General features: G+C 58.2%; 21 protein-coding genes and 1 tRNA gene. 11 read left to right on the forward strand and 11 right to left on the reverse strand.

Features of this window, described 5'->3' with window-relative positions; all coding sequences use genetic code 11:
- Positions 1-70: 70 nt before the first annotated feature.
- From metG to mazG, 5 genes are read left to right on the forward strand one after another with little or no spacing between them, the layout of a single operon-like run.
- On the forward strand, positions 71-1,636 hold the full coding sequence (metG, locus tag QHC67_RS12030) for a methionine--tRNA ligase (protein WP_319294624.1): 1,566 nt from the start codon (positions 71-73) through the stop codon (positions 1,634-1,636).
- A 2-nt stretch (positions 1,637-1,638) separates the two neighbouring features.
- Complete coding sequence (locus QHC67_RS12035) at positions 1,639-2,421, forward strand: TatD family hydrolase (protein ID WP_319294626.1); 783 nt, start codon at positions 1,639-1,641, stop codon at positions 2,419-2,421.
- Positions 2,415-3,182 (forward strand): MBL fold metallo-hydrolase, encoded by a 768-nt coding sequence (locus QHC67_RS12040; protein WP_319294628.1) that lies wholly within the window; start codon positions 2,415-2,417, stop codon positions 3,180-3,182. Before QHC67_RS12035 ends, QHC67_RS12040 begins: the two co-directional genes overlap by 7 nt.
- Positions 3,183-3,782 carry a TIGR02281 family clan AA aspartic protease gene (locus tag QHC67_RS12045; protein WP_319294630.1) on the forward strand — a complete coding sequence of 200 codons (600 nt, stop codon included), beginning with the start codon at positions 3,183-3,185 and terminating at the stop codon, positions 3,780-3,782.
- A gap of 45 nt (positions 3,783-3,827) precedes the next feature.
- Positions 3,828-4,628 (forward strand): nucleoside triphosphate pyrophosphohydrolase, encoded by an 801-nt coding sequence (gene mazG / locus QHC67_RS12050; protein WP_319294632.1) that lies wholly within the window; start codon positions 3,828-3,830, stop codon positions 4,626-4,628.
- On the opposite strand, the gene hflX is transcribed toward mazG, so the two are convergent.
- From hflX to dusB, 7 genes are all read right to left on the reverse strand, one after another.
- Positions 4,609-5,925, reverse strand: a complete 1,317-nt coding sequence (gene hflX / locus QHC67_RS12055) for a GTPase HflX (RefSeq protein WP_319294634.1) — start codon at positions 5,923-5,925, stop codon at positions 4,609-4,611. The two genes, mazG and hflX, sit on opposite strands and share 20 nt — an antisense overlap.
- A gap of 45 nt (positions 5,926-5,970) precedes the next feature.
- A complete protein-coding gene (hfq, locus tag QHC67_RS12060) occupies positions 5,971-6,459 on the reverse strand; it encodes an RNA chaperone Hfq (RefSeq protein WP_319294636.1) in 489 nt (162 codons plus the stop codon).
- 137 nt (positions 6,460-6,596) lie between these two features.
- Positions 6,597-7,970, reverse strand: a complete 1,374-nt coding sequence (locus tag QHC67_RS12065) for a sigma-54 dependent transcriptional regulator (protein ID WP_319294638.1) — start codon at positions 7,968-7,970, stop codon at positions 6,597-6,599.
- The gene (locus QHC67_RS12070) at positions 7,960-10,170 is read right to left on the reverse strand and encodes an ATP-binding protein (protein WP_413818533.1); all 2,211 of its coding nucleotides are present in this window, start codon (positions 10,168-10,170) and stop codon (positions 7,960-7,962) included. Before QHC67_RS12070 ends, QHC67_RS12065 begins: the two co-directional genes overlap by 11 nt.
- A gap of 144 nt (positions 10,171-10,314) precedes the next feature.
- Positions 10,315-11,793, reverse strand: coding sequence for a sigma-54 dependent transcriptional regulator (locus QHC67_RS12075; RefSeq protein ID WP_319294642.1), 1,479 nt, complete (start codon positions 11,791-11,793; stop codon positions 10,315-10,317).
- Positions 11,793-12,875 (reverse strand): two-component system sensor histidine kinase NtrB, encoded by a 1,083-nt coding sequence (locus tag QHC67_RS12080; protein ID WP_413818532.1) that lies wholly within the window; start codon positions 12,873-12,875, stop codon positions 11,793-11,795. The genes QHC67_RS12075 and QHC67_RS12080 overlap by 1 nt, the downstream gene beginning before the upstream one ends.
- A 35-nt stretch (positions 12,876-12,910) precedes the next feature.
- Entirely contained in the window at positions 12,911-13,957 is a 1,047-nt protein-coding gene (gene dusB / locus QHC67_RS12085) for a tRNA dihydrouridine synthase DusB (RefSeq protein ID WP_319294646.1), read from the reverse strand.
- A 98-nt stretch (positions 13,958-14,055) separates the two neighbouring features.
- Between dusB and QHC67_RS12090 the strand changes: the two genes are divergently transcribed.
- Positions 14,056-15,219 (forward strand): bifunctional 2-C-methyl-D-erythritol 4-phosphate cytidylyltransferase/2-C-methyl-D-erythritol 2,4-cyclodiphosphate synthase, encoded by a 1,164-nt coding sequence (locus QHC67_RS12090; protein WP_319294648.1) that lies wholly within the window; start codon positions 14,056-14,058, stop codon positions 15,217-15,219.
- Positions 15,220-15,223: 4 nt separating this feature from the next.
- Positions 15,224-15,742 (forward strand): CinA family protein, encoded by a 519-nt coding sequence (locus QHC67_RS12095; protein ID WP_319294650.1) that lies wholly within the window; start codon positions 15,224-15,226, stop codon positions 15,740-15,742.
- Here QHC67_RS12095 and QHC67_RS12100 read toward each other — a convergent pair.
- Together QHC67_RS12100 and lipA are read right to left on the reverse strand one after the other, a co-directional pair.
- The gene (locus QHC67_RS12100; RefSeq protein WP_319294652.1) at positions 15,688-16,164 is read right to left on the reverse strand and encodes a type II toxin-antitoxin system RatA family toxin; all 477 of its coding nucleotides are present in this window, start codon (positions 16,162-16,164) and stop codon (positions 15,688-15,690) included. The two genes, QHC67_RS12095 and QHC67_RS12100, sit on opposite strands and share 55 nt — an antisense overlap.
- Positions 16,151-17,101: a lipoyl synthase gene (gene lipA, locus QHC67_RS12105; RefSeq protein ID WP_319294654.1), complete on the reverse strand. Its 951-nt coding sequence runs from the start codon at positions 17,099-17,101 to the stop codon at positions 16,151-16,153. The genes QHC67_RS12100 and lipA overlap by 14 nt, the downstream gene beginning before the upstream one ends.
- Positions 17,102-17,184: 83 nt before the next feature.
- Here lipA and QHC67_RS12110 point away from each other — a divergent pair, with 83 nt between their 5' ends.
- The gene (locus tag QHC67_RS12110; RefSeq protein WP_319294656.1) at positions 17,185-17,823 is read left to right on the forward strand and encodes a carbonic anhydrase; all 639 of its coding nucleotides are present in this window, start codon (positions 17,185-17,187) and stop codon (positions 17,821-17,823) included.
- On the opposite strand, the gene QHC67_RS12115 is transcribed toward QHC67_RS12110, so the two are convergent.
- On the reverse strand, positions 17,820-19,514 hold the full coding sequence (locus tag QHC67_RS12115) for a putative bifunctional diguanylate cyclase/phosphodiesterase (protein WP_413818534.1): 1,695 nt from the start codon (positions 19,512-19,514) through the stop codon (positions 17,820-17,822). The two genes, QHC67_RS12110 and QHC67_RS12115, sit on opposite strands and share 4 nt — an antisense overlap.
- A gap of 183 nt (positions 19,515-19,697) precedes the next feature.
- Here QHC67_RS12115 and moaA point away from each other — a divergent pair, with 183 nt between their 5' ends.
- The 3 genes from moaA (at position 19,698) to QHC67_RS12130 (ending at position 21,636) form a co-directional block, all read left to right on the forward strand.
- Positions 19,698-20,711: a GTP 3',8-cyclase MoaA gene (gene moaA / locus QHC67_RS12120; RefSeq protein ID WP_319294660.1), complete on the forward strand. Its 1,014-nt coding sequence runs from the start codon at positions 19,698-19,700 to the stop codon at positions 20,709-20,711.
- Between the two features lie 2 nt (positions 20,712-20,713).
- A complete protein-coding gene (locus QHC67_RS12125) occupies positions 20,714-21,496 on the forward strand; it encodes an NAD kinase (protein WP_319294662.1) in 783 nt (260 codons plus the stop codon).
- A 65-nt stretch (positions 21,497-21,561) separates the two neighbouring features.
- A tRNA-Asn gene (locus QHC67_RS12130) sits at positions 21,562-21,636 on the forward strand.
- Here the strand turns inward: QHC67_RS12130 and QHC67_RS12135 are convergent.
- The gene (locus QHC67_RS12135; RefSeq protein ID WP_319294671.1) at positions 21,595-23,427 is read right to left on the reverse strand and encodes a recombinase family protein; all 1,833 of its coding nucleotides are present in this window, start codon (positions 23,425-23,427) and stop codon (positions 21,595-21,597) included. The two genes, QHC67_RS12130 and QHC67_RS12135, sit on opposite strands and share 42 nt — an antisense overlap.

Below are 23,427 nucleotides of genomic sequence, written 5' to 3' on the forward strand. Positions count from 1 at the left end.
CCTAAATGGACCTTTGCCTGATCGGCGCCACTCGCTAGAGAGACGCTACACGCCTTCTTGAAGCGAGCCGATGTCCCAGCCTTTTACGATCACGACCGCAATCAGTTACCCCAATGGGCGCCCGCATATAGGCCATGCCTATGAGGCGATCGCAACGGACGCTATCGCACGCTTTCATCGGATGATGGGCCGCGACGTGTTCTTCCAGACCGGAACGGACGAACACGGCCTGAAGATGGATCAGGCGGCCCGAAATCGCGGCGTGACTCCTCAGGCTCTCGCTGACGAAATGGCGTCGTATTTCAAAGACATGGATGATGCTCTTGGAATCAGTTACGATCGCTTTATCCGCACTAGCGAACCGGCGCATCATGCCGCAAGCCAGGCGATCTGGCGCGCCATGGAGGCAAATGGCGACCTTTATCTTGGACGCTATGAAGGATGGTATTCTGTTCGGGACGAAGCCTTTTATGACGAAAAGGAACTGATCGAAGGCGAGGGAACCACGAAGCTTTCGCCCCAAGGCACGCCAGTCGAATGGACGGTCGAGGAAAGCTGGTTCTTCAAGCTTTCCAGATATCAGCAGCCCCTGCTTGATCTGTATGAAAGCCATCCTGATTTCATTCGGCCGGAAAGCCGCCGGAATGAAATCATGCGGTTCGTGGAAGGAGGCTTATCCGATCTCAGCGTGTCCCGCACCAGCTTCGATTGGGGCGTCAAGGTGCCCGGTAGCGATGGCCATGTCATGTACGTCTGGGTCGATGCGCTGACGAATTACCTGACCGGCTGCGGCTATCCGAACGATGCTGAGCGGATGGGACACTATTGGGCCGAGGGCGGAGATATCGTTCATGTCATTGGCAAGGATATCGTGCGTTTTCATGCAGTTTATTGGCCAGCCTTCCTAATGAGTGCGAAGTTGCCACTGCCGAGCCAAGTGTTCGGCCATGGTTTCCTGCTCAACCGCGGTGAGAAGATGTCGAAGTCGGTCGGGAATGTCGCCGATCCGCTCGAACTGGCGAAGCGTTTCGGAGTCGATCAGCTTCGCTATTTCCTCCTCGCGGAAGTCAGTTTCGGCAATGATGGCAGCTACAGCGCCGAAGCGATTGTCCAACGGGCAAACAGCGATCTGGCGAACAGTTTCGGCAATCTGGCGCAGCGGACGCTCAGCTTCATCGCCAAGAACCTGGATGGCGAACTTCCGTCCGGAGGCACTGTGTCCGATGCGGATGGCGATCTGCGCGACCTGATCGACGCTGCCGCCAAAGACTTTACGGGCGCCATGGCAAATCTTTCGCCGTCCTTGGCCATCGAGGCGTGGATGCGGGCGGTGTTTGCCTGCAACCAGTATATCGATGCGCAGGCGCCTTGGGCTCTACGAAAGTCCGATCCTGAGCGGATGACCGCCGTTTTGGCCACGCTCTACGAAGCGATCGGGAACTTGGCGATCATGATCTCGCCTGTGGTGCCCAAATCCGCTGCAGCGTTGCTGGACCAAATGGGAGTGCCGGCCAACTCTCGCCGCTATGCCGATATCGGCTCGACCTGGTATTCTGCACTATTGAAGAGTGGCTTCATCCTCTCACCACCGAACCCTCTATTCCCCAGACTGGAACTGGCTGTAGCGGATGCTTGACGATGTTCGTCGATAGTCACTGTCACCTCAACTACAAAGGGTTGGTCGAGGACCAGGCCGCCGTTTTGCTACGCGCTAGAGCGGCGGGCGTCGGCATCATGCTCAACATAGCGACGCGGGAAAGCGAATGGGATGCCGTTCTGGAGACTGCGGAATGCGATGCCGATATCTGGGCGACGGTTGGAATTCATCCCCATGAAGCTGATGATCATCCGCATGTCGACACTGCCAAGCTCGTCGAAAAAGCTGCACATCCTCGCATCGTCGGCATAGGCGAGACTGGGCTGGATTATTATTATGATCATAGCGATCGGGAGCGGCAGCAGGCGTCTTTTCGCGCACACATCGCTGCGGCGCGGGAGACGGGCCTGCCACTCATCGTGCATACTCGGGACGCTGAAGAAGACACGATTTCGATCCTGCGCGACGAGATGGGGAGGGGGGCCTTTCCCGGTCTTATTCACTGCTTTACCGCGAGTGGCGCGTTCGCCGATGCGGCCATGGAAATTGGCTTCTACATCAGCATTTCCGGCATTGTGACATTCCGGAATGCAAAGGATCTTCAGGACACCGCGGCTCGCTTACCGGCAGACCGGCTGCTAATAGAAACCGATAGCCCATTTTTAGCTCCGGTACCGCATCGGGGTAAGCCGTGCGAGCCAGCCTTTGTTGCTGATACTGCCAAGTTCCTTGCGCAGCTTCGAGGTGAAACTATTGAGGAACTTTCGCAGGTTACGAGCAATAACTTCCACAAATTGTTTACAAAAGTCTCTTCGCCATGCTGAAGGTGACATTGCTGGGTTGCGGCACATCTTCGGGCGTACCGCGTATCGGCAATGATTGGGGATCATGCGATCCCAATGAGCCCAAAAACGCGCGCACCCGGGCTTCCATCTTGGTGGAAAGCGAAACCACGAGCATTCTAGTCGACACATCTCCCGACATGCGCGGACAATTGCTTGCGGCAGGCGTGGTGCAGATCGACGCCATATTGTGGACGCATGATCACGCCGATCACTGTCATGGAATCGATGACGTTCGACAACTGTTCCATCACTCCGGTGCGCCCATATCTGGCTATGCGCGGCGGCAGACACTTCACCAACTACAGCAGCGATTCACATACGCTTTCGAAGGGCGCGACGGCTATCCGGCGACAGTTCAGGCGCATGTGCTTCCCAACAATTTAATGATCGGCGACATTTCGATCGCCTGTGTAGATCAGCCTCACGGCAATATATTTTCGACGGGCTTTCGCTTCTGTACCGGTGGTAAATCAGTAGGTTATGCCACGGACTTCCATGAGATTACCAGCGATATGCTGACGTTGTATAATGGTGTGGATGTATGGATCGTCGATGCGCTGCGTGAGCGCCCTCATCCTACTCACGCACATCTCAGCCGCACTCTGGAAGGCATAGAAGCGGCGAAGCCGGGTAGGGCGATCCTGACTCACATGGACAACAGTATGGATTATGTGCCTCTTAAAGCTGAGCTTCCGCCGGGCGTCGAGCCGGGATTCGATGGCATGACGATCGTTCTTTAAATGGATGGGGCAGATACAGCGGGCATCATCTGGTATCTGGCTGTGCTGGTCCTTGTTGGCGCCGCTTTGCTGTCCAGACGGATTCAGCTGCGCAGCGCGATCGGCATGATCCTGGCCTGGATCAGTATTTTTGCGATTGTGCTGACTCTTGTAAGCTATCGCGACGAAATTGGTTTTGTGGCGCAGCGCGTGACATCGGACGTTCTAGGTAGGCCACGCCAATTGGCTGACGGCTCTCGGCTCCGGATCGCAGCATCTAGCGACGGGCACTACTGGGTCGATGGCGACGTCAACGGTATACCCACAAGGTTCCTGATCGATAGCGGAGCTACGTTCACAGCACTATCTACATCGACTGCCCAAGCAGCTTCCATCGAGATCGATACGCAACGAATGCCTGTTGCGCTTAGTACCGCCAACGGACCGGTTGAGGCTCAGCGCGCGATGGTGCGCCAGCTTGCCATCGGCTCGATCAAGACAGAAGATTTGCCGGTCGTAACTTCGCCAGCGTTCGGCGAAGTAAATGTTGTCGGCATGAACATGCTGGCGCGGCTGAAAAGCTGGCAGGTTCGAGATAAGGCCATGATCCTTGAACCATAATGCCCGTTACGATTTAACATAATATATATTATCGGACTTTATTATATGTCAGATTTTGCTGCTGTTGATGCCAGTCCTGCCGACATTATGCCGCTCGCGATTATCATGGCTACACTACGCCATCCGGTTAATGGCTGCCCTTGGGATTTGGACCAGACTTTCGCTACTATTGCGCCATACACGATTGAGGAAGCCTATGAAGTCGCGGACGCAATTGCCCGGAACGATATTTCCGCAATTAAAGACGAACTCGGCGACCTGCTGCTTCAGGTGGTTTTCCACGCGCGCATCGCCGAAGAACTTGGGTATTTTTCGCTCCAAAGCGTCGTTGAGACAATTTGCGAGAAGATGATCCGCCGCCACCCGCATGTCTTTGAAAAATCGCAAGCGCTGGACGACGATGTGCGATCTAACTGGGAAAGCATCAAAGCTGCCGAGCGGGCTGAAAAGGATTCGGATACCAGTGCGTTGGCGGGTGTCGCCCTCGCACTGCCCGCCCTGCTCCGCGCGGTGAAGATCCAGAAGCGCGCTGCCCGCACCGGGTTCGACTGGCCTGATATATCTGATGTTTACGCCAAAGTACATGAGGAAATTGAAGAGGTTGCCAGCGCTAGCTCTAACGATGAGCAAGAAGATGAGATTGGCGACCTGCTTTTTTCCGTCGTCAATCTAGCACGCCATTTGAAGGTCGATCCGGAAGCGGCTCTGCGCCGAGCAAGCGGCAAATTTGAAAAACGCTTTCGGGCAATGGAAGCGGGAGGTGGCGGAAAGTTCACAGATCTACCGCTTTCCGCCAAAGAAGAACTTTGGAATGCGGCGAAAAAAGCTACGCAGCCCGCGCCCTGAACCGAGCATAGGCAGACTGCGACAGCCGCGCTTCGACATGAAGTCCTTCCTCTTGCAAGGTGCTATCCAGCACCTCCCCATGTTCGTGAAGCCATGCAAGCGCGGCGCCATCGGCGGGATCCAGCGTAAGGACGTGAACGTCGGCGCCAGCAGTTAATGTAGCGCTGATCTGACGTTGCAAGAGGTCTATCCCTTCACCTGTCAACGCAGATACCAACACAACATTGTCCTGGCGAGACGCGACCTCGTGCGCATGGATAGCCGCCTCCTCGTCTAGTAAGTCAAGCTTGTTCCATGCCTCCAGCATCGGAACCGCTGCCGCGGGGTCAACCCCCTCCCCGATTACACCAAGCTCCTCGAGAACTTCCAGAACGTCGGCGCGCTGCGCCTCGGTGTCGGGATGCGCAATGTCACGGACGTGGACGATCAAGTCAGCCGACAGCACTTCCTCCAGCGTCGCGCGGAAGGCCGCTATCAGTTGAGTGGGAAGATCAGACACAAACCCGACAGTATCCGACAAGATCGCCTTATCGAGGCCTGGAAGAGCGACTTGCCGCATTGTTGGATCGAGCGTGGCGAACAGCAGGTTCTCCGCCATGACATCTGCGCCCGTCATCCTATTGAAAAGCGTGGACTTTCCGGCATTGGTGTAGCCCACCAGGGCAATGATCGGCCAAGGCGCTTTTTGACGGCGAGCGCGATGCAATCCGCGGGTCCTGGTCACCTGCTCAAGCTCGCGACGGATTTTTGCCATACGATCGCGGATCATCCGACGGTCGGCCTCAATCTGGGTTTCGCCTGGACCGCCAAGGAAGCCGAAGCCACCGCGTTGCCGTTCCAAGTGAGTCCAGCTTCGCACCAGCCGCCCGGCCTGATAGTCGAGATGGGCCAGCTCAACCTGCAGCCGCCCTTCGTTGGTCGCGGCCCGTTCCCCGAAGATCTCGAGAATCAAACCAGTACGGTCGATGACCTTGGCTTTTGTGGCCTTTTCCAGATTGCTCTGCTGAACGGGCGACAACGCGTTGTCTACGATGACCAGCTCGGCCTCATGATCCTGCGCCAAGGCTGCGATCGCCTCAACCTGCCCGCTACCAAAGAGTGTCGCAGGTTTCCGATCCCGCACCCGGAAGGATTGGGAAGCCTGCACGTCTATCCCGATCGCCAGAGCAAGACCGCCCGCTTCTTCCAAGCGCGCTTCACTGCTTCGGCGATCACCACCTTGAGTTTCTGCACTCACGACGATGGCACGCGCACCACGCGCGACTTCTTCGTCGGCTTCGCGATTAAAACCACTCATGCCGATCTAACGCCTCTAAGACGAAATTGTTCGCTGGAAACCGGATCAATCCTGATCCGCTTCGCCTTCCGCAGAGAGATCGAGTGGATGTGATGGCTGAACGGTGGAAATCGCGTGCTTGTAAACCAGCTGTGCCATTCCGTCGCGCTCCAGCAACATGCAGAAGAGGTCGAATGCGGCAATTTCTCCTTGCAGCATTACACCATTCACCAGAAACATCGTAACCGGGTAACCGGATTTGCGCACCGCATTCAGGAATATCTCCTGCAGCAGCTTGGCCTTCTTGTCGTTGGCCTCAAACGCCTTTCGCACTTCGGACAAGTCCATCGGCTGTGCCGGCATGACGGTCGATATCGCATGCTTATACACAAGCTGGGATTGTCCATCGCGCCGCAGCAAAACCGAAAAGTTGTCGAACCAGGTTATAATGCCCTGAAGTTTGACACCCTTCACCAGGAACATCGTGACTGGCGTCTTGGTCTTGCGAAGGCCATTCAGGAAAATATCCTGAAGATTGTTTATCTTATCGGCCATGTTTAAGCCTTTCTATCTTGGCGGGACGTTGCCCGCACTTGTGCCCTTAGCAAAGGCATCGTGCTGTTCACCGCGTACCGGAGAACACGGGTTTGTACCGCAACTGCGAGATAAGTCCAATGGCTTTCGCCTAGTCGTTATCCATCCTTACCTTCCGTAATGCCTAATAACTTGAGTTTACGATGAAGCGCAGACCGTTCCATCCCGATGAAGGTCGCGGTTCGGGAGATATTGCCCGAAAAGCGGCGGATCTGTACGCGCAGATACTCGCGCTCGAAGCTCTCGCGTGCCTCGCGCAAAGGCGAACCCATGATGGCGTTCTGTCCTATCCCCTCGCCCCCGCCGCCGCCTGTGGCTTCGGCCGGGAGCATATCGAGTTCTATACGTCCCACACGATCGCCTGGCGCCAGGATCATCGTGCGCTCGATCACGTTTCTTAGTTGCCGCACATTTCCCGGCCACTCGCATGCCTGAAGCGCAGCCATGGCGTCCGTTGCGATCTCTGGAGATGCCACGCGCTGTTCGGCAGCGAACCGCGCTAAGAAGTGGTCTACCAATGGTGGAATGTCGTCGCGCCGATCGCTTAACGGAGGGATCACCAGTGGAACGACATTCAGGCGGTAATACAGGTCTTCCCGAAATCTTTTCTCCTGAATTTCCTGCGCCAAGTCGAGCGCGGTGGAAGAAATGACGCGGACGTCCACTTTGACCTGCCGCTGCCCGCCGACGCGCGTAAAGCTTTGATCCGTCAGGACCCGCAGGATCTTGCCCTGAGTCGTAATAGGCATGTCGGCGATCTCGTCGAGATACAGCGTTCCGCCATGTGCCTGTTCCAGGAAACCGGGCCGAACCATTCCTTCGCCGTCTTCGATGCCGAACAGTTCTTCCTCGACGCGTTCGGGCTCCATGCGCGCAGCCGCCACTACGATGAACGGCGCATCCGCCCGGCCGCTCCAGGCATGGAGCATTCGTGCGGCAACTTCCTTGCCGCCCCCTGCAGGGCCTGAAATCAGAACGCGACTGCCCGTCCCCGCAACGCGTTTGATGGTCGCCCGAACGCCATTTATCGCACTGGAATTGCCGGTAAGTTCGTCATCATTCCCGATACGCGCCCGCAACGACTGGTTCTCACGCCGCAAACGCTCGGTCTCAGTCGCGCGAGATACCAGATGCAGCAGGCGATCCGCCTCGAACGGTTTTTCGATGAAATCTGTGGCGCCCTTCCGAATGGCGGCGACAGCGGTGTCCAGATTGCCATGACCCGATATCATCAATACGGGTATCGATGGATCGCGCTTTTTTATTTCGTCCAGAAGGTCCAGGCCGTCGAGTTTGGAGCCTTGCAGCCACACGTCCAGCAGCACAAGGGACGGCCTACGTTCCCCCAAGGCCTCCAAAGCAGCATCGCTGCTGGCGGCTGTCCGCGCCTCGTAGCCTTCATCTTCCAGAACACCCGCGACCAGATCGCGAATGTCTTCCTCATCGTCAACGATCAGAATATCAAGCGCCATGAGCAGTAACTAGTCCCTTCGTAGCGGCCTGGTCCGGGGCCGCTTCCAGTCGTTCCAACGCGGCATTGTCGAGCAATATGGAAACGCATGCTCCTCCCCCATCGGCGTCACAGAAGGCGATCTCGCCGCAATGTTCCTCCACGATTTTCTTCACGATCGCCAAGCCAAGGCCCGTCCCTTTCGCCCGAGTGGTCATATAAGGTTCTAGTATCCGGTCTCGTTCCGGCGGCAGGCCAATGCCGTCGTCCGTGACCTTGATCAGCAGCCTGCCCTGACTATCCTCGGCCAGTTCCATGGATACATGCCCCCGCAGCGCCCCGTCCTCGAATGGAGGTTTCTGTTCTATGGCTTCCACTGCATTCTTGACGATGTTGGTAAGAGCCTGCCCCATTTGCCGGCGGTCGCATACGATCTCCGTGGAGCCCACGCGGGAGTCGAAAGAAAAGCCGATGTCGGGATGCGCGACTTCGTGAAGGAAGAGGGAGTGGCGGGCGATATCTGTAATGGCCTCGCGCCGGAAAACCGGCTTGGGCATGCGCGCGAAGGAGGAAAATTCGTCGACTATCCGCCGCAGGTCTCCGACTTGCCGGATGATCGTGCCGGTCAGCCGCGTGAAGGTCGCCGCATCATTGGTGATCTCCTTGCCATAGCGACGTTGCAGCCTCTCGGCCGCAAGCTGGATCGGCGTAAGCGGGTTCTTGATTTCATGCGCAATCCTGCGGGCGACATCGGACCACGCCGCACGTCTCTGATCGGACAGTTGCTGAGTAATGTCATCGAACGTGAGAATATGACCGGAAGTATCGCGAGACACTTTGACGGCGAGTGTCCGCAGATCGCCATGCGTCCGGACCTGCACGATCCCCGCGCTTTGTTCCTCGCTCAGCAGTTCTGCAAGTTCCGGCGTCAGCGCGGCAAGTGGCTGGCCCACAGGGTCGCTGCCATCTCCGACCAGGATACGCTGGGCAGAACTGTTGAGCAATTGCACTACGTGATTTTGGTCGACTGACAGAACGCCTGCGGTCACTCCGGACAGGATGGCCTCGATGAAGGCGCGGCGATTGTCGAGCTGGCTGTTGGCAGCGACCAGCGCGCCGGTCTGCGCCTCCAGACGCTGCGTCATGCGATTGAAGGCACTTGCCAACGTGCCGATTTCATCGCGTGCATGTGGTCCCGACACTCTGGTCGAAAGATCGCCGGCGGTAATCCGACGAGCCGCATCGACCAGTTCGTTGACAGGCCGGACGAGGCGATCCGCAACCGTGAGTGCGATCCACACCGCTATCCCCACCAGCAGCAGCGATCCGACGAACAAGGCTATGTTGAAACGAAGCTGCAGACTGCGCGATCGTACCGCAAAGTCGTCATAGTCGGCCAGGACGGCGCGGGCGCGTTTGACTTGGCTGAACGCGGGGGCATCGGCGTCGCGAGTCGCGTAAAGATAGATCTGCTCGCGGGGATAGAGCAGCGTCACTGCCTCGATCTGGTTCGGGCTGGCAGTTACGACGACGTTCTCGCCTTTCGTCAGTCTATCCCTCACGGCCTTGGTGATGATGTTGCGTGCCACATTGTTGTCGGACGCCACGTTAGCAGCCGTTCGCTCCACGCCGTCCTTGCCAATCTGAATGATCGCAGAGCGATTCAGCTTCCGCGTCACGACCTGATAGACGTAGCCCTCGCGGAAATCAGGGCTCGATAGCGACGATTGATTGAGGTAGTCGCGCAAGTCGTTGGCCATCGTCAGGGTTTCGTCGCGGACCTCCCCGATGTTCTGCTCATAGTAACCCCGCGCGAATTCATTGGCGTTTTCAAGCATTCCCCGAGCGCTGTCGGAGAACCAGAATTGGACGCCATATTGAAACAGCAACGAGGCAAAGATGACCACCAGCAGCATGGGGACGCTGGACAATATCGAGAAGATCGCGACGAGGCGTACGTGCAGTTGCCCCTCGCTACCTGCAGCAGTGCGCGAAGCTCTCCGGATCGCAAGGCGACGGCCAAGCAGCACCAGTAGCGCGATGGCAGGCACCAGATTGGCGACTAGCAATAACGCCACGATAGGCGGCGTCAAAAGGGTGTAAGACTCGCCCTGAGCCGACACGAGCAAATAGGTGAGAGTCGCTGTTCCCAGCAACAACAGCAATGTCGCCGTTTCCACAAAAGGAGCTAGGCTGCGTCCACGCATCCACCGTGGCAGCATGCGCCGCCAGCGTGCATCATAAAGTTGCGGAAGACCCGCTTCGTCGTTCATAGTTGCATTGATACAACAATATTGTGCCTTCCGACACACAGTTTTTGCAACTTAGCCGCATCTGATCGCCGGAAAAGTGGCGTTGATCGGCTACTACCTATCCGCCTGCTTCAAGGCATTGGGATCAATGCCGTATTCCGACAGCTTAGACCTCAAGGTATTGCGATTGATGCCTAGCATCCCCGCTGCGCGAATCTGGTTGCACTCCGTACTTAGGAGAATCTCCCGGAAAAGAACTGGCTCTACCAAGGCGAGCATATCCTCGTGAAGTTGATCGCTCGCGGGCCCCGCACCTAGCGCGCATCGCCCCCGCACCCATTCTCTCACCACCTCGACCAAACGCGTCGAGACATTCTCGTGAATCTCGGCCGGGGCATCCTGGAGAGGCAGATTCTGTCGCAGGATCTCGGCCGTAATCACATTTTCCCGCGAAAGGACCGCCAGCCGCTGCATCAGGTTCTGCAATTCGCGCACATTACCAGGCCAGTGCCAATCGCACATCAGCAATGCAGCATCCTCGGCAAGCGTTTTGCGCGGAAGACCTTCATTGGCTGCCCACTCAAGAAAATGGCGCGCCAGAAGAGGGATATCATCTCGCCGCTGACGAAGCGCCGGGAGCTGGATCGGAACGACGTTCAGCCGATAGTACAAATCCTCGCGAAATTTATTATCCGCGATGAGGGTAGCCAGATCCTTGTTGGTCGCGGCGATAATGCGAACATTCACTTTTACCTGGCTTGACCCGCCTACCGTCGTCACTTCTCCGGATTGAAGTACCCTTAGCAGTCTGGTTTGCGCTTCCATCGGCATGTCGCCAATCTCGTCCAGGAAGAGTGTGCCTCCTTCTGCCTGCTCGAACTTGCCTGCGGTTCTGGAGTGAGCGCCAGTAAAAGCGCCCTTCTCATACCCGAAAAGCTCTGCCTCGATCAGTTCGCGAGGTATCGCCGCCATATTGATGGCAACAAACGGTTTTTTGTTCCGCCGCCCTAGCTTATGAATCGCCTCGGCAACCAGTTCCTTGCCTGTGCCGGACTCGCCCAACACCAGGATGGTGAGATCGTTGGACACCACTCTGGCAATCGTACGATATACTTCCTGCATTGCGACAGATCGTCCGACGAGCGGCAACCCGTCCTGCTCGATACCTTTGCCGGCTACCTCTTCAGGCAGTTGGGGCGCCCCATCCCCACGCGTGGAAAGCGCATCCGCAACTGCACGCGTCAGCTCGTTCAAATCAAACGGCTTGGGCAGATACTCGAATGCACCTTTTTCGGTTGCACGCACCGCTGTGTTCAAAGTATTTTGGGCGGACAGGATGATGACGCTGATCAAGGGGTCGTCCTCGATGATGGCGGCAACATCATCCAGTCCGTTGCCGTCCGGTAGCACCACGTCGGTAATCAGCACCTCGGGCGCGAAGGTATCCAACAGCGTAGCGCGTTCCCGGATCGTTGCAGCAGTCTTTACCTTATGGCCTTGTCGCCGAAGTGCTTCTCCCACGACGATACAAATGGCCGGATCGTCATCGACGACCAGAACCTTACCTGTGAGACCGGATAGGTGCGGAGCCATCACCCCATCCCTATTGGAAGAAGGACCCGGAATATGGTCTCCTGTGCCGCTTCGTCGCGCTGGAACTGGACGAAGCCATTCATATCTCGAACCAGCTTGTCCACCAGAGCAAGGCCCAGCCCCTGCCCCGACCGCTTGCCGGTGATGAAAGGATTGAAAAGATGATCACGAATATGATCAGGCACGCCCGGTCCATTGTCGATCACCAGAATTTCGATAGGCAAGGATGCGTTGCCTTTTCCACCGGGTAGCATGACCGACATCCCGTGACGGAAAGCGGTCATGATTCGTATGCGCGGCTTAGGGCCAGAGCGTTCCCGCATCACCAGCGCTTCAGCGGCGTTTTTCAACAGATTGATCATGATCTGAACGAGCGCGTCCCCATTCACCAGCGCGAAGGGTAACGAGGGATCGTAGCTCCTGCTGATCTTCACTTCTCTTGCGAAGCCAGCCATCGCAATCTCGGCGGCGCGGTCGATCAACGGGTAGATATTCTCGGGCTTGCAGACCAGCGAACGCTCGGTTGTAAAGTCCTGCATCCGGTCGATTAGCGCCGCGATCCGGTCCACCTCGTTGCAGATGAGGCGCGTTAACGCACTATTTCCCTCATCCTCCCCTGTTTCCAGCAATTGCGCAGCCCCGCGGATGCCGGACAAGGGGTTCTTGATTTCGTGCGCCAGTATGGCCGCGGCGCCCATAGCCGATCGGGTGCCGCCCGCTGTCCGTCGATGTGCGATTTTCTGCGCCTCGCTTTTGGCGTGTACGGATACCACCCTCCACCCGTCGTGATCAGGAATGGGCGCGATCATCAGGTCGACTTCCATTGCAGCGGTCCGACCAGCATGAAGTTGGACATCGTAGGCCGCAAGCGGCTTTTCGGAGTTCCAGACATCGTAACGACCATCGATATCCGCCAGGCGAAGCGTCCGGCTGATGTCGCTACCAATGATTGCGGAACGCGCCATGTTCAGCAGCGTCTCCGCACTTACGTTGGTATTATAGACTCGATTATCCGGACCCACGACCAATGTGGCCACGGGTGAGGCAGTCACGATGTCGCTTAACGAGGGAGCATTATCCATATGCCTGAAGGGTGGCGCTGACACCCGCGGGATCATCAGGCCGCCTGATCCATCGGGAACGCGACTTCGAACTGCGGCGAGGCGATAAGCGGCTCGTAGAACGCGGTCAGCATGTCGATCACACGTTCAGCGTCAGGTTCCTTGTTGACGGCGTGCCGAAACTCCGCCGACCCAGGGAGGCCCTTCGTGTACCAGCCGATATGCTTTCGCGCCATGTTGACGCCGGTTTCAGTGCCGTAATGCTCCAGCATCGCGCGGTAATGTTCCAGGATCATCGCAAATTGCTCGGCGAGCGAAGGGTCTGCCAGACGCTCACCCGTAGCCAGCCAGTGCATCACCTGCCCTAACAGCCAGGGCCGCCCATACGCGCCTCGCCCGATCATAATGCCGTCTGCGCCACTTTGGATAAGTGCGGCATCGGCGTCTTCCAGCGAACAGATGTCGCCGTTTGCGATCACCGGCAGCGACACCGCATCCTTAACCTTGCGAATAAAAGCCCAGTCGGCCGACCCTTTGTACATCTGATTACGGGTGCGGCCGTGAACCGTGATGAGCTTGGCGCCCAGATCCTCAGCGATGTGAGCAAGCTCGGGGGCGTTGAGGCTGCTATGATCCCAGCCCATCCGCATCTTCACAGTAACGGGGACATCCACCGCATCTATGGTCGCCTTGATCAGCGATGCAGCAAGCGGCAAGTCGCGCATCAGAGCGCTGCCCGCGTCGCCGTTCACCACCTTCTTCACCGGGCAGCCCATGTTGATGTCGATAATCGCTGCGCCACGATCCGCGTTGAGCTTGGCAGCCTCTGCCATTTCCGTGGGTGAGCATCCGGCAAGCTGCATCGATACCGGCTCTTCGATCGGGTGCCATGCTGCTTTCTGGATCGACTGACGCGTCTCGCGAATCATCGCTGCGGAGGCGATCATCTCCGTTACGTTGAGCCCGCAGCCATAGCGGCGCACCAGCGTCCGGAACGGCATATCCGTCACCCCCGTCATCGGGGCCAGAATGACCGGCTGGTCAATCGTCAGATCGCCGATTGAGATCGGACGGACAGAAGAACTGGGAGGGCCGCTCTGCATGGAATGAATATGCCTAAAAATGAGGCAGCCTCTTAGCGTTTATGACTCCTTTCGGCAAGCGACTGGCGGAGGTCGGGTTGCTCGGCTATGCGCCCCCCATGATGAAGCGCTCAACAGTCGCCATCCTCCTTGCCGCTGGCCAGGGCGTCCGCGCTGGAGGCGATTTGCCGAAGCAGTACCGTAAGGTCGCGGGCAACACCGTTCTGGGCCATGCAGTAGCCGCGCTTTCTCAACATCCAAGGATTGACCATGTGGTGATCGTCATTGGTGCTGGCCAGCAGGCTATTGCGGAGGCGGCGTTGGCCATCGAACGGAATGACACGATATCGTTCGTGACAGGAGGGGCAACCCGCCGGGCGTCAGTAGGTGCCGGGCTTCGCGCCGCGTCTGGCGCTGACATCGTCCTGATCCATGATGCTGCTCGGCCGTTTCTACCTGTGACAGTGATCGACCGACTGCTTTCGGCCCTGGAGAGCGATGAAGCGGCGATACCTGTGCTTCCGGTGGTGGATACGCTCGCGCGCGGGGAAAAGATGCTGGGAGAAGTCGTGGATCGCAATGCCCTGTACCGGGTACAAACACCGCAGGCTTTCCGGTATGACATCATTCATACCGCGCATCAGGGCTGGAAGGGCGAATATGATCCGACAGACGACGCGCAGATGGTTCGCGCTCTTGGCGGTCACGTTAAAATGGTCCAGGGGGACGCAATGCTGGACAAACTGACGCTCCCGGCTGATTTCGCGAACGCAGAGCAGCGACTTGCCTCAACTAGCGAAACACGCGTCGGCATGGGCTATGACGTTCATCGCCTCGTTTCGGGTGAAGAGCTGTGGCTCTGCGGCGTTCAGGTCCCTCACGATAAAGGGCTTAATGGACACAGCGATGCGGATGTGGCGCTTCACGCCTTGGTCGATGCGATCCTCGGGGCACTGGCCGATGGCGATATCGGCAGTCACTTTCCCCCTTCCGATCCCCAGTGGCGCGGAGCTTCCTCATCGCGTTTCGTGGAGCATGCGCGCGACCTCGTCGCGGCGCGGGGCGGACTTGTCGTTCATGTTGACGTCACGATAATCTGCGAAGCGCCGAAAGTGGGGCCCTACCGCTCTCAGATGCAGGCCAAGGTGGCGGAGTTGCTCGCAGTCGATCCGGGTAGGGTCAGCATCAAGGCAACGACCACCGAGCGGCTGGGATTTGCCGGACGCGGCGAAGGCATCGCTGCGCAAGCCATTGCAACCTTGTCCTTGCCCGGGGGGTTCTGATCCCATGCCCGATTCCATTCTTCCCCAGGAACTCGTCGACAAAGCCCGCGAGGTCGTAGAGGCGAACCGCAGGATCGGCCGCATCATCGCTGTTGCGGAGAGTTGCACAGGCGGACTTGTGTCGGCGGCCCTGACCGAGATCCCCGGCTCCTCGGAGATTTTCGAAGCCGGCTTCATCACATATTCAAACGAAATGAAAAAGAACCTGCTGAAGGTGTCGGAGGATGTGCTGGATACGTTCGGCGCCGTCTCCATAGCCGTGGCTTGGGCAATGGCTCAGGGCGCGCTGGTGAGGTCCAACGCCGATGTTGCGGTTGCGATTACGGGAATAGCAGGGCCGGAGGGCGGTTCCGAGCAAAAGCCCGTCGGTACAGTCGTATTCGCGCGAGCCGAAAAAGGTGCCGCGGACGATGACGCCGTGGCTGACACCCGCACTTTCGAAAATACCGGCCGCGGCGGCGTCAGGCTTCAAGCCGCGCTATGTGCGCTCGAACTGCTGCTCCCGGGCGCGCCTGCTCCATAGAGAGCCGCAGCGCGCGTTTCAAAAGCGCCGATCATCTTCCGTAGCGCCGTATCGAACACCTGCCCCGCCAGCGCCTCGAACAGTCGGCTTTTGAAGGCGAAATCGACTTCGAAATCGACCAGCACCCCACCCTGCCCGTCGCTGCGGAAATGCCACAGATTATAAAGATGCTTTAGTGGCCCATCCAGATAGTCGACACGCACCTCTTCCGGGCGCTTTTTGACCACCTTTGACGTGAATGTCTCGCGCAGTCCTTTGAAGCCCACAACCATGTCGGCGATCATTTCCGTATCGCTGTTCGACCGAATCCGGATTGCACTCACCCACGGAAGAAACTCTTCATAATGCTGCACATCCGCGACCAGATCGAACATCTGCTCCGGGGTGTAGGGCAGATGCTTGGTCTCCTCATGCCGGGGCATGGGCGGCCTTCTTTGCCAGCAGCGCTTCACGGGCTGCGCGCATCTCGGCGAAATCCTTGCCTGCGTGATAGCTTGACCGGGTCAGCGGACTGGAAGCCACCTGCAGGAATCCTTTTGCCCGCGCGATCGCAGCATAGGCGTTGAAGCCAGCCGGTGGAACGAACTCGATCACCTTGGCATGTTTCGGCGTAGGCTGAAGATACTGTCCCATCGTTAGGAAATCGATATCGGCCGATCGCATGTCGTCCATCACCTGATGAACCTCTAGCCGCTGTTCGCCCAGTCCCAGCATGATACCCGACTTCGTGAAGATCGATGGGTCTAGCTTCTTAACCGTCTCCAGCAGACGCAGCGACGCATAATAGCGAGCACCGGGACGGATCGTGGGATACAGGCGGGGCACGGTCTCCAGGTTGTGATTATATACATCGGGACGTGCGGCAACGATCGCTTCGATAGCCGCTTCGTGCTTGTTGCGAAAATCCGGCGTTAGGATTTCAATAGTAGTTTGTGGCGTCGTACGCCGCAATTCCTGGATCACCTTGACGAACTGAGACGCGCCGCCATCGGGAAGGTCGTCCCGGTCCACCGATGTGATGACGATGTGCTCCAGCCCCATCTCGGCCGCCGCTTCCGCCAAATGAAGCGGTTCCAGGGGATCGACCTTGCGCGGCATCCCGGTCTTCACGTTGCAGAAAGCACAGGCCCGCGTACATACGTCACCCAGGATCATTACCGTAGCGTGCTTCTTGCTCCAGCACTCCCCGATATTGGGGCAAGCCGCTTCTTCGCAGACCGTGGCCAGACCTTTTTCGCGCATCAGCTTTTTCGTCTCGGCATAGCCGGGACTGGTGGGCGCTTTCACGCGTATCCAGTCGGGCTTCCGGGCACGAGGCGAACCGATGGTGGCGGGGCCGATAGGCAGGATCTCATTCATGCCCCCTCACATAGCGATCGGCAATCGGTCTTGCCAGTGGCTTTGCCGGTTCCTATCCCGCGGCCATCAATCGGGAGACCATCATGACAGATTTCGCCAACATGATTTCTGGATATCGCCGCTTTCGCCAGATCGGCTGGGCGCAGCAGCGCGAGCGTTGGGGCGAACTGCGTGACGGCCAGGCGCCTGGTGTCATGATCATCGCCTGTTCAGACAGCCGAGTCGATCCCGCGCAGATATTCGACACCAATCCGGGCGAGATCTTCGTCGTCCGAAATGTGGCTGCGCTGGTTCCGCCCTTCGAGACGACTCCGGGCCTGCACGGGGTTTCCGCCGCCCTGGAGTTTGCCGTTCAGGTCCTCAAGGTCGGCGAGATCGTAGTGATGGGCCATGGCAGCTGCGGCGGGTGCAAGGCCGCACTTACGGGCGACCTGAAGGACCGGCCGCCGGGCGAGGGAGGCTTCATTGCCAACTGGATCAAGTTGCTGGACGAGGCGCGCGCTCACGTCGTCGCTGCGCATCCAGATCAGGGCACCGTCGAAGCTACGCGGGCAATGGAGCACGAGGGCGTCAAGGTCAGCCTGGCAAATCTCCGCACCTTTCCCTGCGTGCGCTCCAAGGAGCGGAGCGGCGAGTTGAAGTTGATCGGGGCGTTCTTTGCAATATCTGACGGCGTTCTGAACATCCTGGACGAACAGACTGGCGAATTCTCGCCAGCTTAGCATTCCCCGTTGGCGAGCGCGGCAAGTTCCGCTCCGGACACCGCATGCGATTTCAGAAAGCCCTGAAAGAAATCGCAGCCTTCTTCGGTGAGTAATTCCCGCTGTGCGTGAGTTTCTACGCCCTCGGCGACGACTTTCATGCCGAGCGCCTTTGCCATTTGGATCACGCCCCTCACGATGATGCGGTCACGTTCAGAACCGGCAATGTCTTGAGCGAGGCCGCTATCAATCTTCAAATAATCCAGCGGCAGGGCTTTAAGATAGGCAAGGCTTGAGTAGCCGGTTCCGAAGTCATCGATGGCAACTGCCAGCCCGGACGACCGCAACTGGCTCAACAACGTGGCCGCCGCATCCACGTCCTCGATCATCCCGCTTTCGGTGATCTCAACCGTTAGCCGACTTCTTGGAAAGCCACTTGCGTCGACCATTGCCAGGAACTGATCCAGAAACTGCGGCTGCGAAATATCGGAAGCGGTGACGTTAATAGATAATCTTAAAGCTGCGAGGGAGTCCGCCCAGTTGGCCGCCTGCCGCAGCGCTTCAGCCTGTATGTGGGCCGAAAGCGGAAGCAGAAAATCGGAGCGTTCCGCTGCAGAGAACAAGGCAGACGCCCCCAAGGGCCCGTAATGAGGGTGATTCCAGCGCGCCAGAGCCTCCGCTCCAGTCAAACGATCGTCCGCGCAGGAATATTGTGGCTGGAACAGGATGTCGATTTCGCCGCGATCGAGGGCTAGCCGCAGGTCGCTCTCAAGGCGGTCAGGGTCTGCTTCCGGGCTATGAGTGCTAGCGGTGAGAAGGCGAATGCCCTCCCCGTCGGAATGCTTGGCATCTGCCAGAGCCGTTCCCGCTCGCCGCAACAATTGGACCGCAGTGTCACCCGGCAGGGCCTCTGCAATACCACAGCGTCCCGTCAGCCGTATAAGGTGATCGCCGGCACTGAAAGGCTGCGCAATCGCTGCAACGATGCGGCGGGCCAGTAGAACACTTCGGTCGGTATCGAGAATACCAGACGCAATCCCGATCAGATATTGCGTGCCCGCGATCCTGGCTGCGAGAACTCCCGCCCCTCCGAATTCGCCGGCCAGCCGTTCGACCCGCCGTGCTATTCTTCCAAGCAAAACATCCCCGGCCACTTGCCCGTAAGCTGCATTTATTCGATCGAGGGGACCGATGGACAAAAGCAGCACGATCGGACCGGCAGTTGATCCATCGAGGTGCTTTTCCAGCCAACTGACTGCCGCTTGGCGATTCGCGAGGCCCGTCAGATAATCGCGGTTTCCTTCGCACTGCGGGTTACGCTCCTCCCGATGCGGCATAGCCTCAGCCGAACTGCGGCCATCCTGCCTTCGGACCAACGCATTCGCCGAAGCCAGACACGCTTCCAAAGCCTCCCTATTGACCGGGGCGCACAGATAGTGCGTTGCACCTCCCGTTATGAAGCCAGGCGCGCGGCTTAGATCGCGGGCATCGATCAGCACGATCAGCGCGCCACCACTTGCCTCGACAGCGCTTGCCATGCCCTCAAGAACTTCCTCGTTACCCCTCCGCACGTCGATCAACGCGATTGTAGCGTCACTGGCAAGATAACGACGTTCGGCGCTATCGCGTCGCCGGACGGATGTGGCTTTCCAACCGGCCTGCTGCGCCAGATCGGCGAGGGCATCACGTTCGGTTTCCGAGAAGATGAACAGCGAGCGGTTGTCGCCGTCGTCGCCATCTCGTCGCCATACATCCACTGCCTGCCCTTTTGCCAACCTGGTTCCGATTCTGCCTGTAAGCCGACGCTTAGTGGCTATGCCTTAGCACGGTCTTACCGGCGAGCGCCGAGATCGCCCTCGCTTGCGCTTGGCATTGCCATGCCCTAGCTAATGCACATGCACCCAAGCGAAAAGACAGATCGGGCTACGCTCACTGACGGTTTTGGCCGGCAGATCGATTATCTGCGCATTTCCGTCACGGATCGCTGCGATCTGCGTTGCCGGTACTGCATGTCGGAAAAGATGACTTTCCTTCCTCGGAACGAAATCCTCACCTTGGAAGAGATTGCGCTGATCGCCGACCGGTTCATAGCGAGGGGCGTTCGCAAAATCCGGTTGAGTGGCGGAGAGCCCTTGGTCCGCAGGGATTTTGGAGATCTTGCACGGCGGATAGGGCGGCACATCGGGCAGGGTCTCGATGAGCTGACGTTGACGACGAACGGAACCCACCTGGCCGAGCATGCGGCGATGCTCGCGGATGCCGGTATTCGCCGGATCAATGTCAGCCTAGACACTCTCGACCCCGAGATGTTTTCCTTCATTACCCGGCGCGGCGACATCAACAAGGTTTTCGCTGGCCTGCGCGCCGCGCGGGATAGCGGTCTGGCCGTCAAGATCAACATGGTCGCCTTGAAGGGCGTTAATGACCATGCGTTTCTCGACATGCTACGCTGGTGCGATACCGAAGGGCATGATCTCACCTTGATCGAAACCATGCCGTTAGGGGACGTAGGAGAGGACAGGACGGAGTCTTATCTTCCGCTCTCCCACGCTCTGCAGCACATCAGGCAGGAATTTGATGTAGCACCTTTGCCCGACCGGACCGGAGGACCTGCTCGCTATTTCGCGGTCGAAGGGCTCCAAACGCGCTTGGGCTTGATCACGCCGATGTCCGATAATTTCTGCGCGGGCTGCAATCGCATGCGACTCACCTGCCAGGGACGCATCTATATGTGCTTAGGGCATGAGAAGCATGTGGATCTGAGGGCAGCCTTCCGCGACGGTGGCGTCACGGCCGTCGACGCGCTGCTCGATCAGGCGCTTGCAACCAAACCGTTGAGGCATGACTTTCAGATCGAGGAAGGCGCTTCGGCCGCGACCATTCGCCACATGAGCGTCACTGGCGGCTAACGGTGTCCGACGAGGCCGAACCAAAAAGGGCACTCGTCGTGTCATCCACGCAGGCCGCACGCGCTGCCGAGGAGCGGCTGCGGGCGAGCTATGACTTCGTGCCCGTAGAGAAAGCGGAGATGGTCGTGGCGCTTGGCGGCGACGGCTTTATGCTTCAGACGCTTCATGCGATGTTGGAGGCGCGACGCATCGTCCCGGTGTTCGGCATGAACCTGGGCACGGTTGGCTTCCTGATGAACGAATGGCGTCTTGAACGGCTGGACCGACGATTGCAGGACGCCAAGATATTCAAGGTAAACCCGCTGCGCATGACAGTGCACACCGTCGATGGTGAGGAGTTCTCCATCCCCGCGATCAACGAGGTTTCGCTTCTGCGCGAGACACGGCAGACGGCCAAGCTGTCAGTCGAAGTAAATGGTCGCGTCGTCCTGCCCGAGCTCGTCTGTGACGGAGTGCTCGTGGCTACTCCTGCAGGGTCCACGGCTTACAATCTGTCCGCGCATGGACCTATCCTCCCGCTGGGATCGGCATTGATGGCGTTGACGCCGATCAGCCCTTTTCGGCCGCGTCGCTGGCGTGGCGCCATCCTTCCGGAGAATACCGCGATCACCTTCACGGTCCTCGATCCTGTCAAACGTCCTGTCAGCGCTGTTGGCGATCAGCGTGAAGTTCGGGATGTCGCTCGTGTCGAAGTGAAGATCGACCGTACCACGCCACTCACGCTGCTCTTCGATCCGGAGCATACGTTGGACGACCGGATCGCGGCTGAACAATTTATCGCGTGACACCACTTGCCAATAGCGAAAAACCGCTGCTATAGGCGCGGCCTGCCCGGCACGTTACGGGCCACTCCCCGGTAGCTCAGCGGTAGAGCATCCGACTGTTAATCGGACGGCCGATGGTTCGAATCCGTCCCGGGGAGCCAACTTGAAACTCCAGAGCCTCCCGACCCCGTCGGGGGCTCGGCGGGCGGTGTTCCAGACACAATTCTCTCAAGCATATCAAACGGTTCGCGGAAGGTGACCGTCAGCTGGCCGTTTGCCCACGTGCTGTTCAAAACCAACAGATTCAAAGCGATGTTTTTGCCGCTTTGTGACTGTAGGTTGAAGGTTGAGTGAGCCTTCCGAGCGAGATTCAGCAGCGCGATGCCATCGTCGACGAAAGCGTCTTCGGCATTGTGGAGGGCATCTAGTCGCCGTAGACAGGCCGCCCGCTCTTCGCGCCACGTCGCTGCCATTCGATCATGCATGTCGCTCGATATCCGACCGTCAAGATGATCGACATAAAGAGTGTCCAGGCGGTGCTGTAGCCGATCGGCGTCTGCTCGCAGCCGGGCAATCGCCTCGACCCGCTCCCTGCTCTTATCTGAGTGAGATTCGCGAATCGCCCGCTCGATGAGCGAGAAGACCTCGTCATCCATGTGCAAACGGGCGAGTTGCTCCGAAAATGCCTTTGCTAAGGCTTCCTCTCGGACGTACTTCTCCGGGCATTTCTGCTTGAATCCGGAGCAGTGGTAATAAACGTAGCGGCCACGCTGCATCTGAGCCACGACCGCACACCCACAGTGTCCGCACGTGATGAGGCCCGTGAAGGCAAATCGTAATGGCTCGGCACGAACATTGCTCGCGCTACGACCGTCCAGAACCTCTTGGACGTTCTCCCATGTCTCACGGGTTATGATCGGCTCATGGGTCCCCTGAAAAAGGCGTCCTGCCCACTCAAAGGCACCTGCGTAGAGCCGGTTCCGAAGCATGTAGTGAATCGTGCTGATTCCGACCGGTCGTTGGCTGCGACGATAGCGGAGGCCGGCAGCTCTCGCTTTTTGTGTAACGTCCTTCAGAGCATAGTCGCCAGTCTCGAACCATTCGAAGACGCGGGTAACGATGGGTGCGAGGTCGGGGTCAGGAACGATAATTTTCTTCCCAAGAGGCCCGACGACGTTGAGATAACCCAAAGGCGCCTGAGAGGGCCAGATGCCCTGCTTCGCCTTCTCCAGCATGCCCTTGCGGGCCTCTTCGGACAAATTGTCCACATAGTTCTTGGCCATGAGAACCTTGATCCCATGCATGAACTTTTCCGATGAGCGCGAATCCCGAGAGAGGACCGTTCCTTCCTTGACAAGATGGAGCTCGATGTCGAACCCATCAAGCGTTACCCAGTCTTTGATGTTGCGATAGAGCCTGTCCGTCTTTTCCACCAGCAGGTGTCGGACGCCTGGATGCCCGCGAAGATATTTGAGCATCGCCTCAAACTGAGTCCGACCAGTTTTTTTAGCGGTTTCAACGTCGACGTATTGCTCGACGATGAGGAGACCCAAGCGCTCGGCGTATTCACGCACTAGAGCCACCTGGGCGTCGATCGAGAAGCCTTCCTTTTCCTGCTCAGCGGTAGATACGCGAGCATAGAGGACAGCCTTCTCGGCTCCGGCGGGGCGTCCCCGACCCGTTTGCTGCGCTTTGGGTTTACGTGGGCGTGCCATTTTCTCGATCCTACCAAACGCCTCCCCATCCCCCCTTCCCTCCACTAAACGGCGAAGGACATAACTAAGTGGGTGGCGATCGACGTGACTGTCTTCGCTTTTCATAATCGGATTTCCGAGGCCGTCCACGGGGTTTGCCCGGAGGATTCTTTTCGTGGATTGGACTTGTAACGGTTTTGCGCCGGTCACCTGAGCGATTAGAGCTCGCAACAGGAGACCGACGAGATGATCAAGCAT

Origin of the sequence: Sphingobium sp. (assembly GCF_033795625.1) — a bacterium.
Classification (GTDB): domain Bacteria; phylum Pseudomonadota; class Alphaproteobacteria; order Sphingomonadales; family Sphingomonadaceae; genus Sphingobium.

Bases quoted from the DNA above. Each gene is read 5' to 3' on its own strand.
- metG (WP_319294624.1), top strand. From the start codon at position 71: ATGTCCCAGCCTTTTACGATCACGACCGCAATCAGTTACCCCAATGGG.
- QHC67_RS12035 (WP_319294626.1), top strand. From the start codon at position 1,639: ATGTTCGTCGATAGTCACTGTCACCTCAACTACAAAGGGTTGGTCGAG.
- QHC67_RS12040 (WP_319294628.1), top strand. From the start codon at position 2,415: ATGCTGAAGGTGACATTGCTGGGTTGCGGCACATCTTCGGGCGTACCG.
- QHC67_RS12045 (WP_319294630.1), top strand. From the start codon at position 3,183: ATGGATGGGGCAGATACAGCGGGCATCATCTGGTATCTGGCTGTGCTG.
- mazG (WP_319294632.1), top strand. From the start codon at position 3,828: ATGTCAGATTTTGCTGCTGTTGATGCCAGTCCTGCCGACATTATGCCG.
- hflX (WP_319294634.1), bottom strand. From the start codon at position 5,925: ATGAGTGGTTTTAATCGCGAAGCCGACGAAGAAGTCGCGCGTGGTGCG.
- hfq (WP_319294636.1), bottom strand. From the start codon at position 6,459: ATGGCCGATAAGATAAACAATCTTCAGGATATTTTCCTGAATGGCCTT.
- QHC67_RS12065 (WP_319294638.1), bottom strand. From the start codon at position 7,970: ATGGCGCTTGATATTCTGATCGTTGACGATGAGGAAGACATTCGCGAT.
- QHC67_RS12070 (WP_413818533.1), bottom strand. From the start codon at position 10,170: ATGCTGCCACGGTGGATGCGTGGACGCAGCCTAGCTCCTTTTGTGGAA.
- QHC67_RS12075 (WP_319294642.1), bottom strand. From the start codon at position 11,793: ATGGCTCCGCACCTATCCGGTCTCACAGGTAAGGTTCTGGTCGTCGAT.
- QHC67_RS12080 (WP_413818532.1), bottom strand. From the start codon at position 12,875: ATGGATAATGCTCCCTCGTTAAGCGACATCGTGACTGCCTCACCCGTG.
- dusB (WP_319294646.1), bottom strand. From the start codon at position 13,957: ATGCAGAGCGGCCCTCCCAGTTCTTCTGTCCGTCCGATCTCAATCGGC.
- QHC67_RS12090 (WP_319294648.1), top strand. From the start codon at position 14,056: ATGATGAAGCGCTCAACAGTCGCCATCCTCCTTGCCGCTGGCCAGGGC.
- QHC67_RS12095 (WP_319294650.1), top strand. From the start codon at position 15,224: ATGCCCGATTCCATTCTTCCCCAGGAACTCGTCGACAAAGCCCGCGAG.
- QHC67_RS12100 (WP_319294652.1), bottom strand. From the start codon at position 16,164: ATGCCCCGGCATGAGGAGACCAAGCATCTGCCCTACACCCCGGAGCAG.
- lipA (WP_319294654.1), bottom strand. From the start codon at position 17,101: ATGAATGAGATCCTGCCTATCGGCCCCGCCACCATCGGTTCGCCTCGT.
- QHC67_RS12110 (WP_319294656.1), top strand. From the start codon at position 17,185: ATGACAGATTTCGCCAACATGATTTCTGGATATCGCCGCTTTCGCCAG.
- moaA (WP_319294660.1), top strand. From the start codon at position 19,698: ATGCACCCAAGCGAAAAGACAGATCGGGCTACGCTCACTGACGGTTTT.
- QHC67_RS12135 (WP_319294671.1), bottom strand. From the start codon at position 23,427: ATGCTTGATCATCTCGTCGGTCTCCTGTTGCGAGCTCTAATCGCTCAG.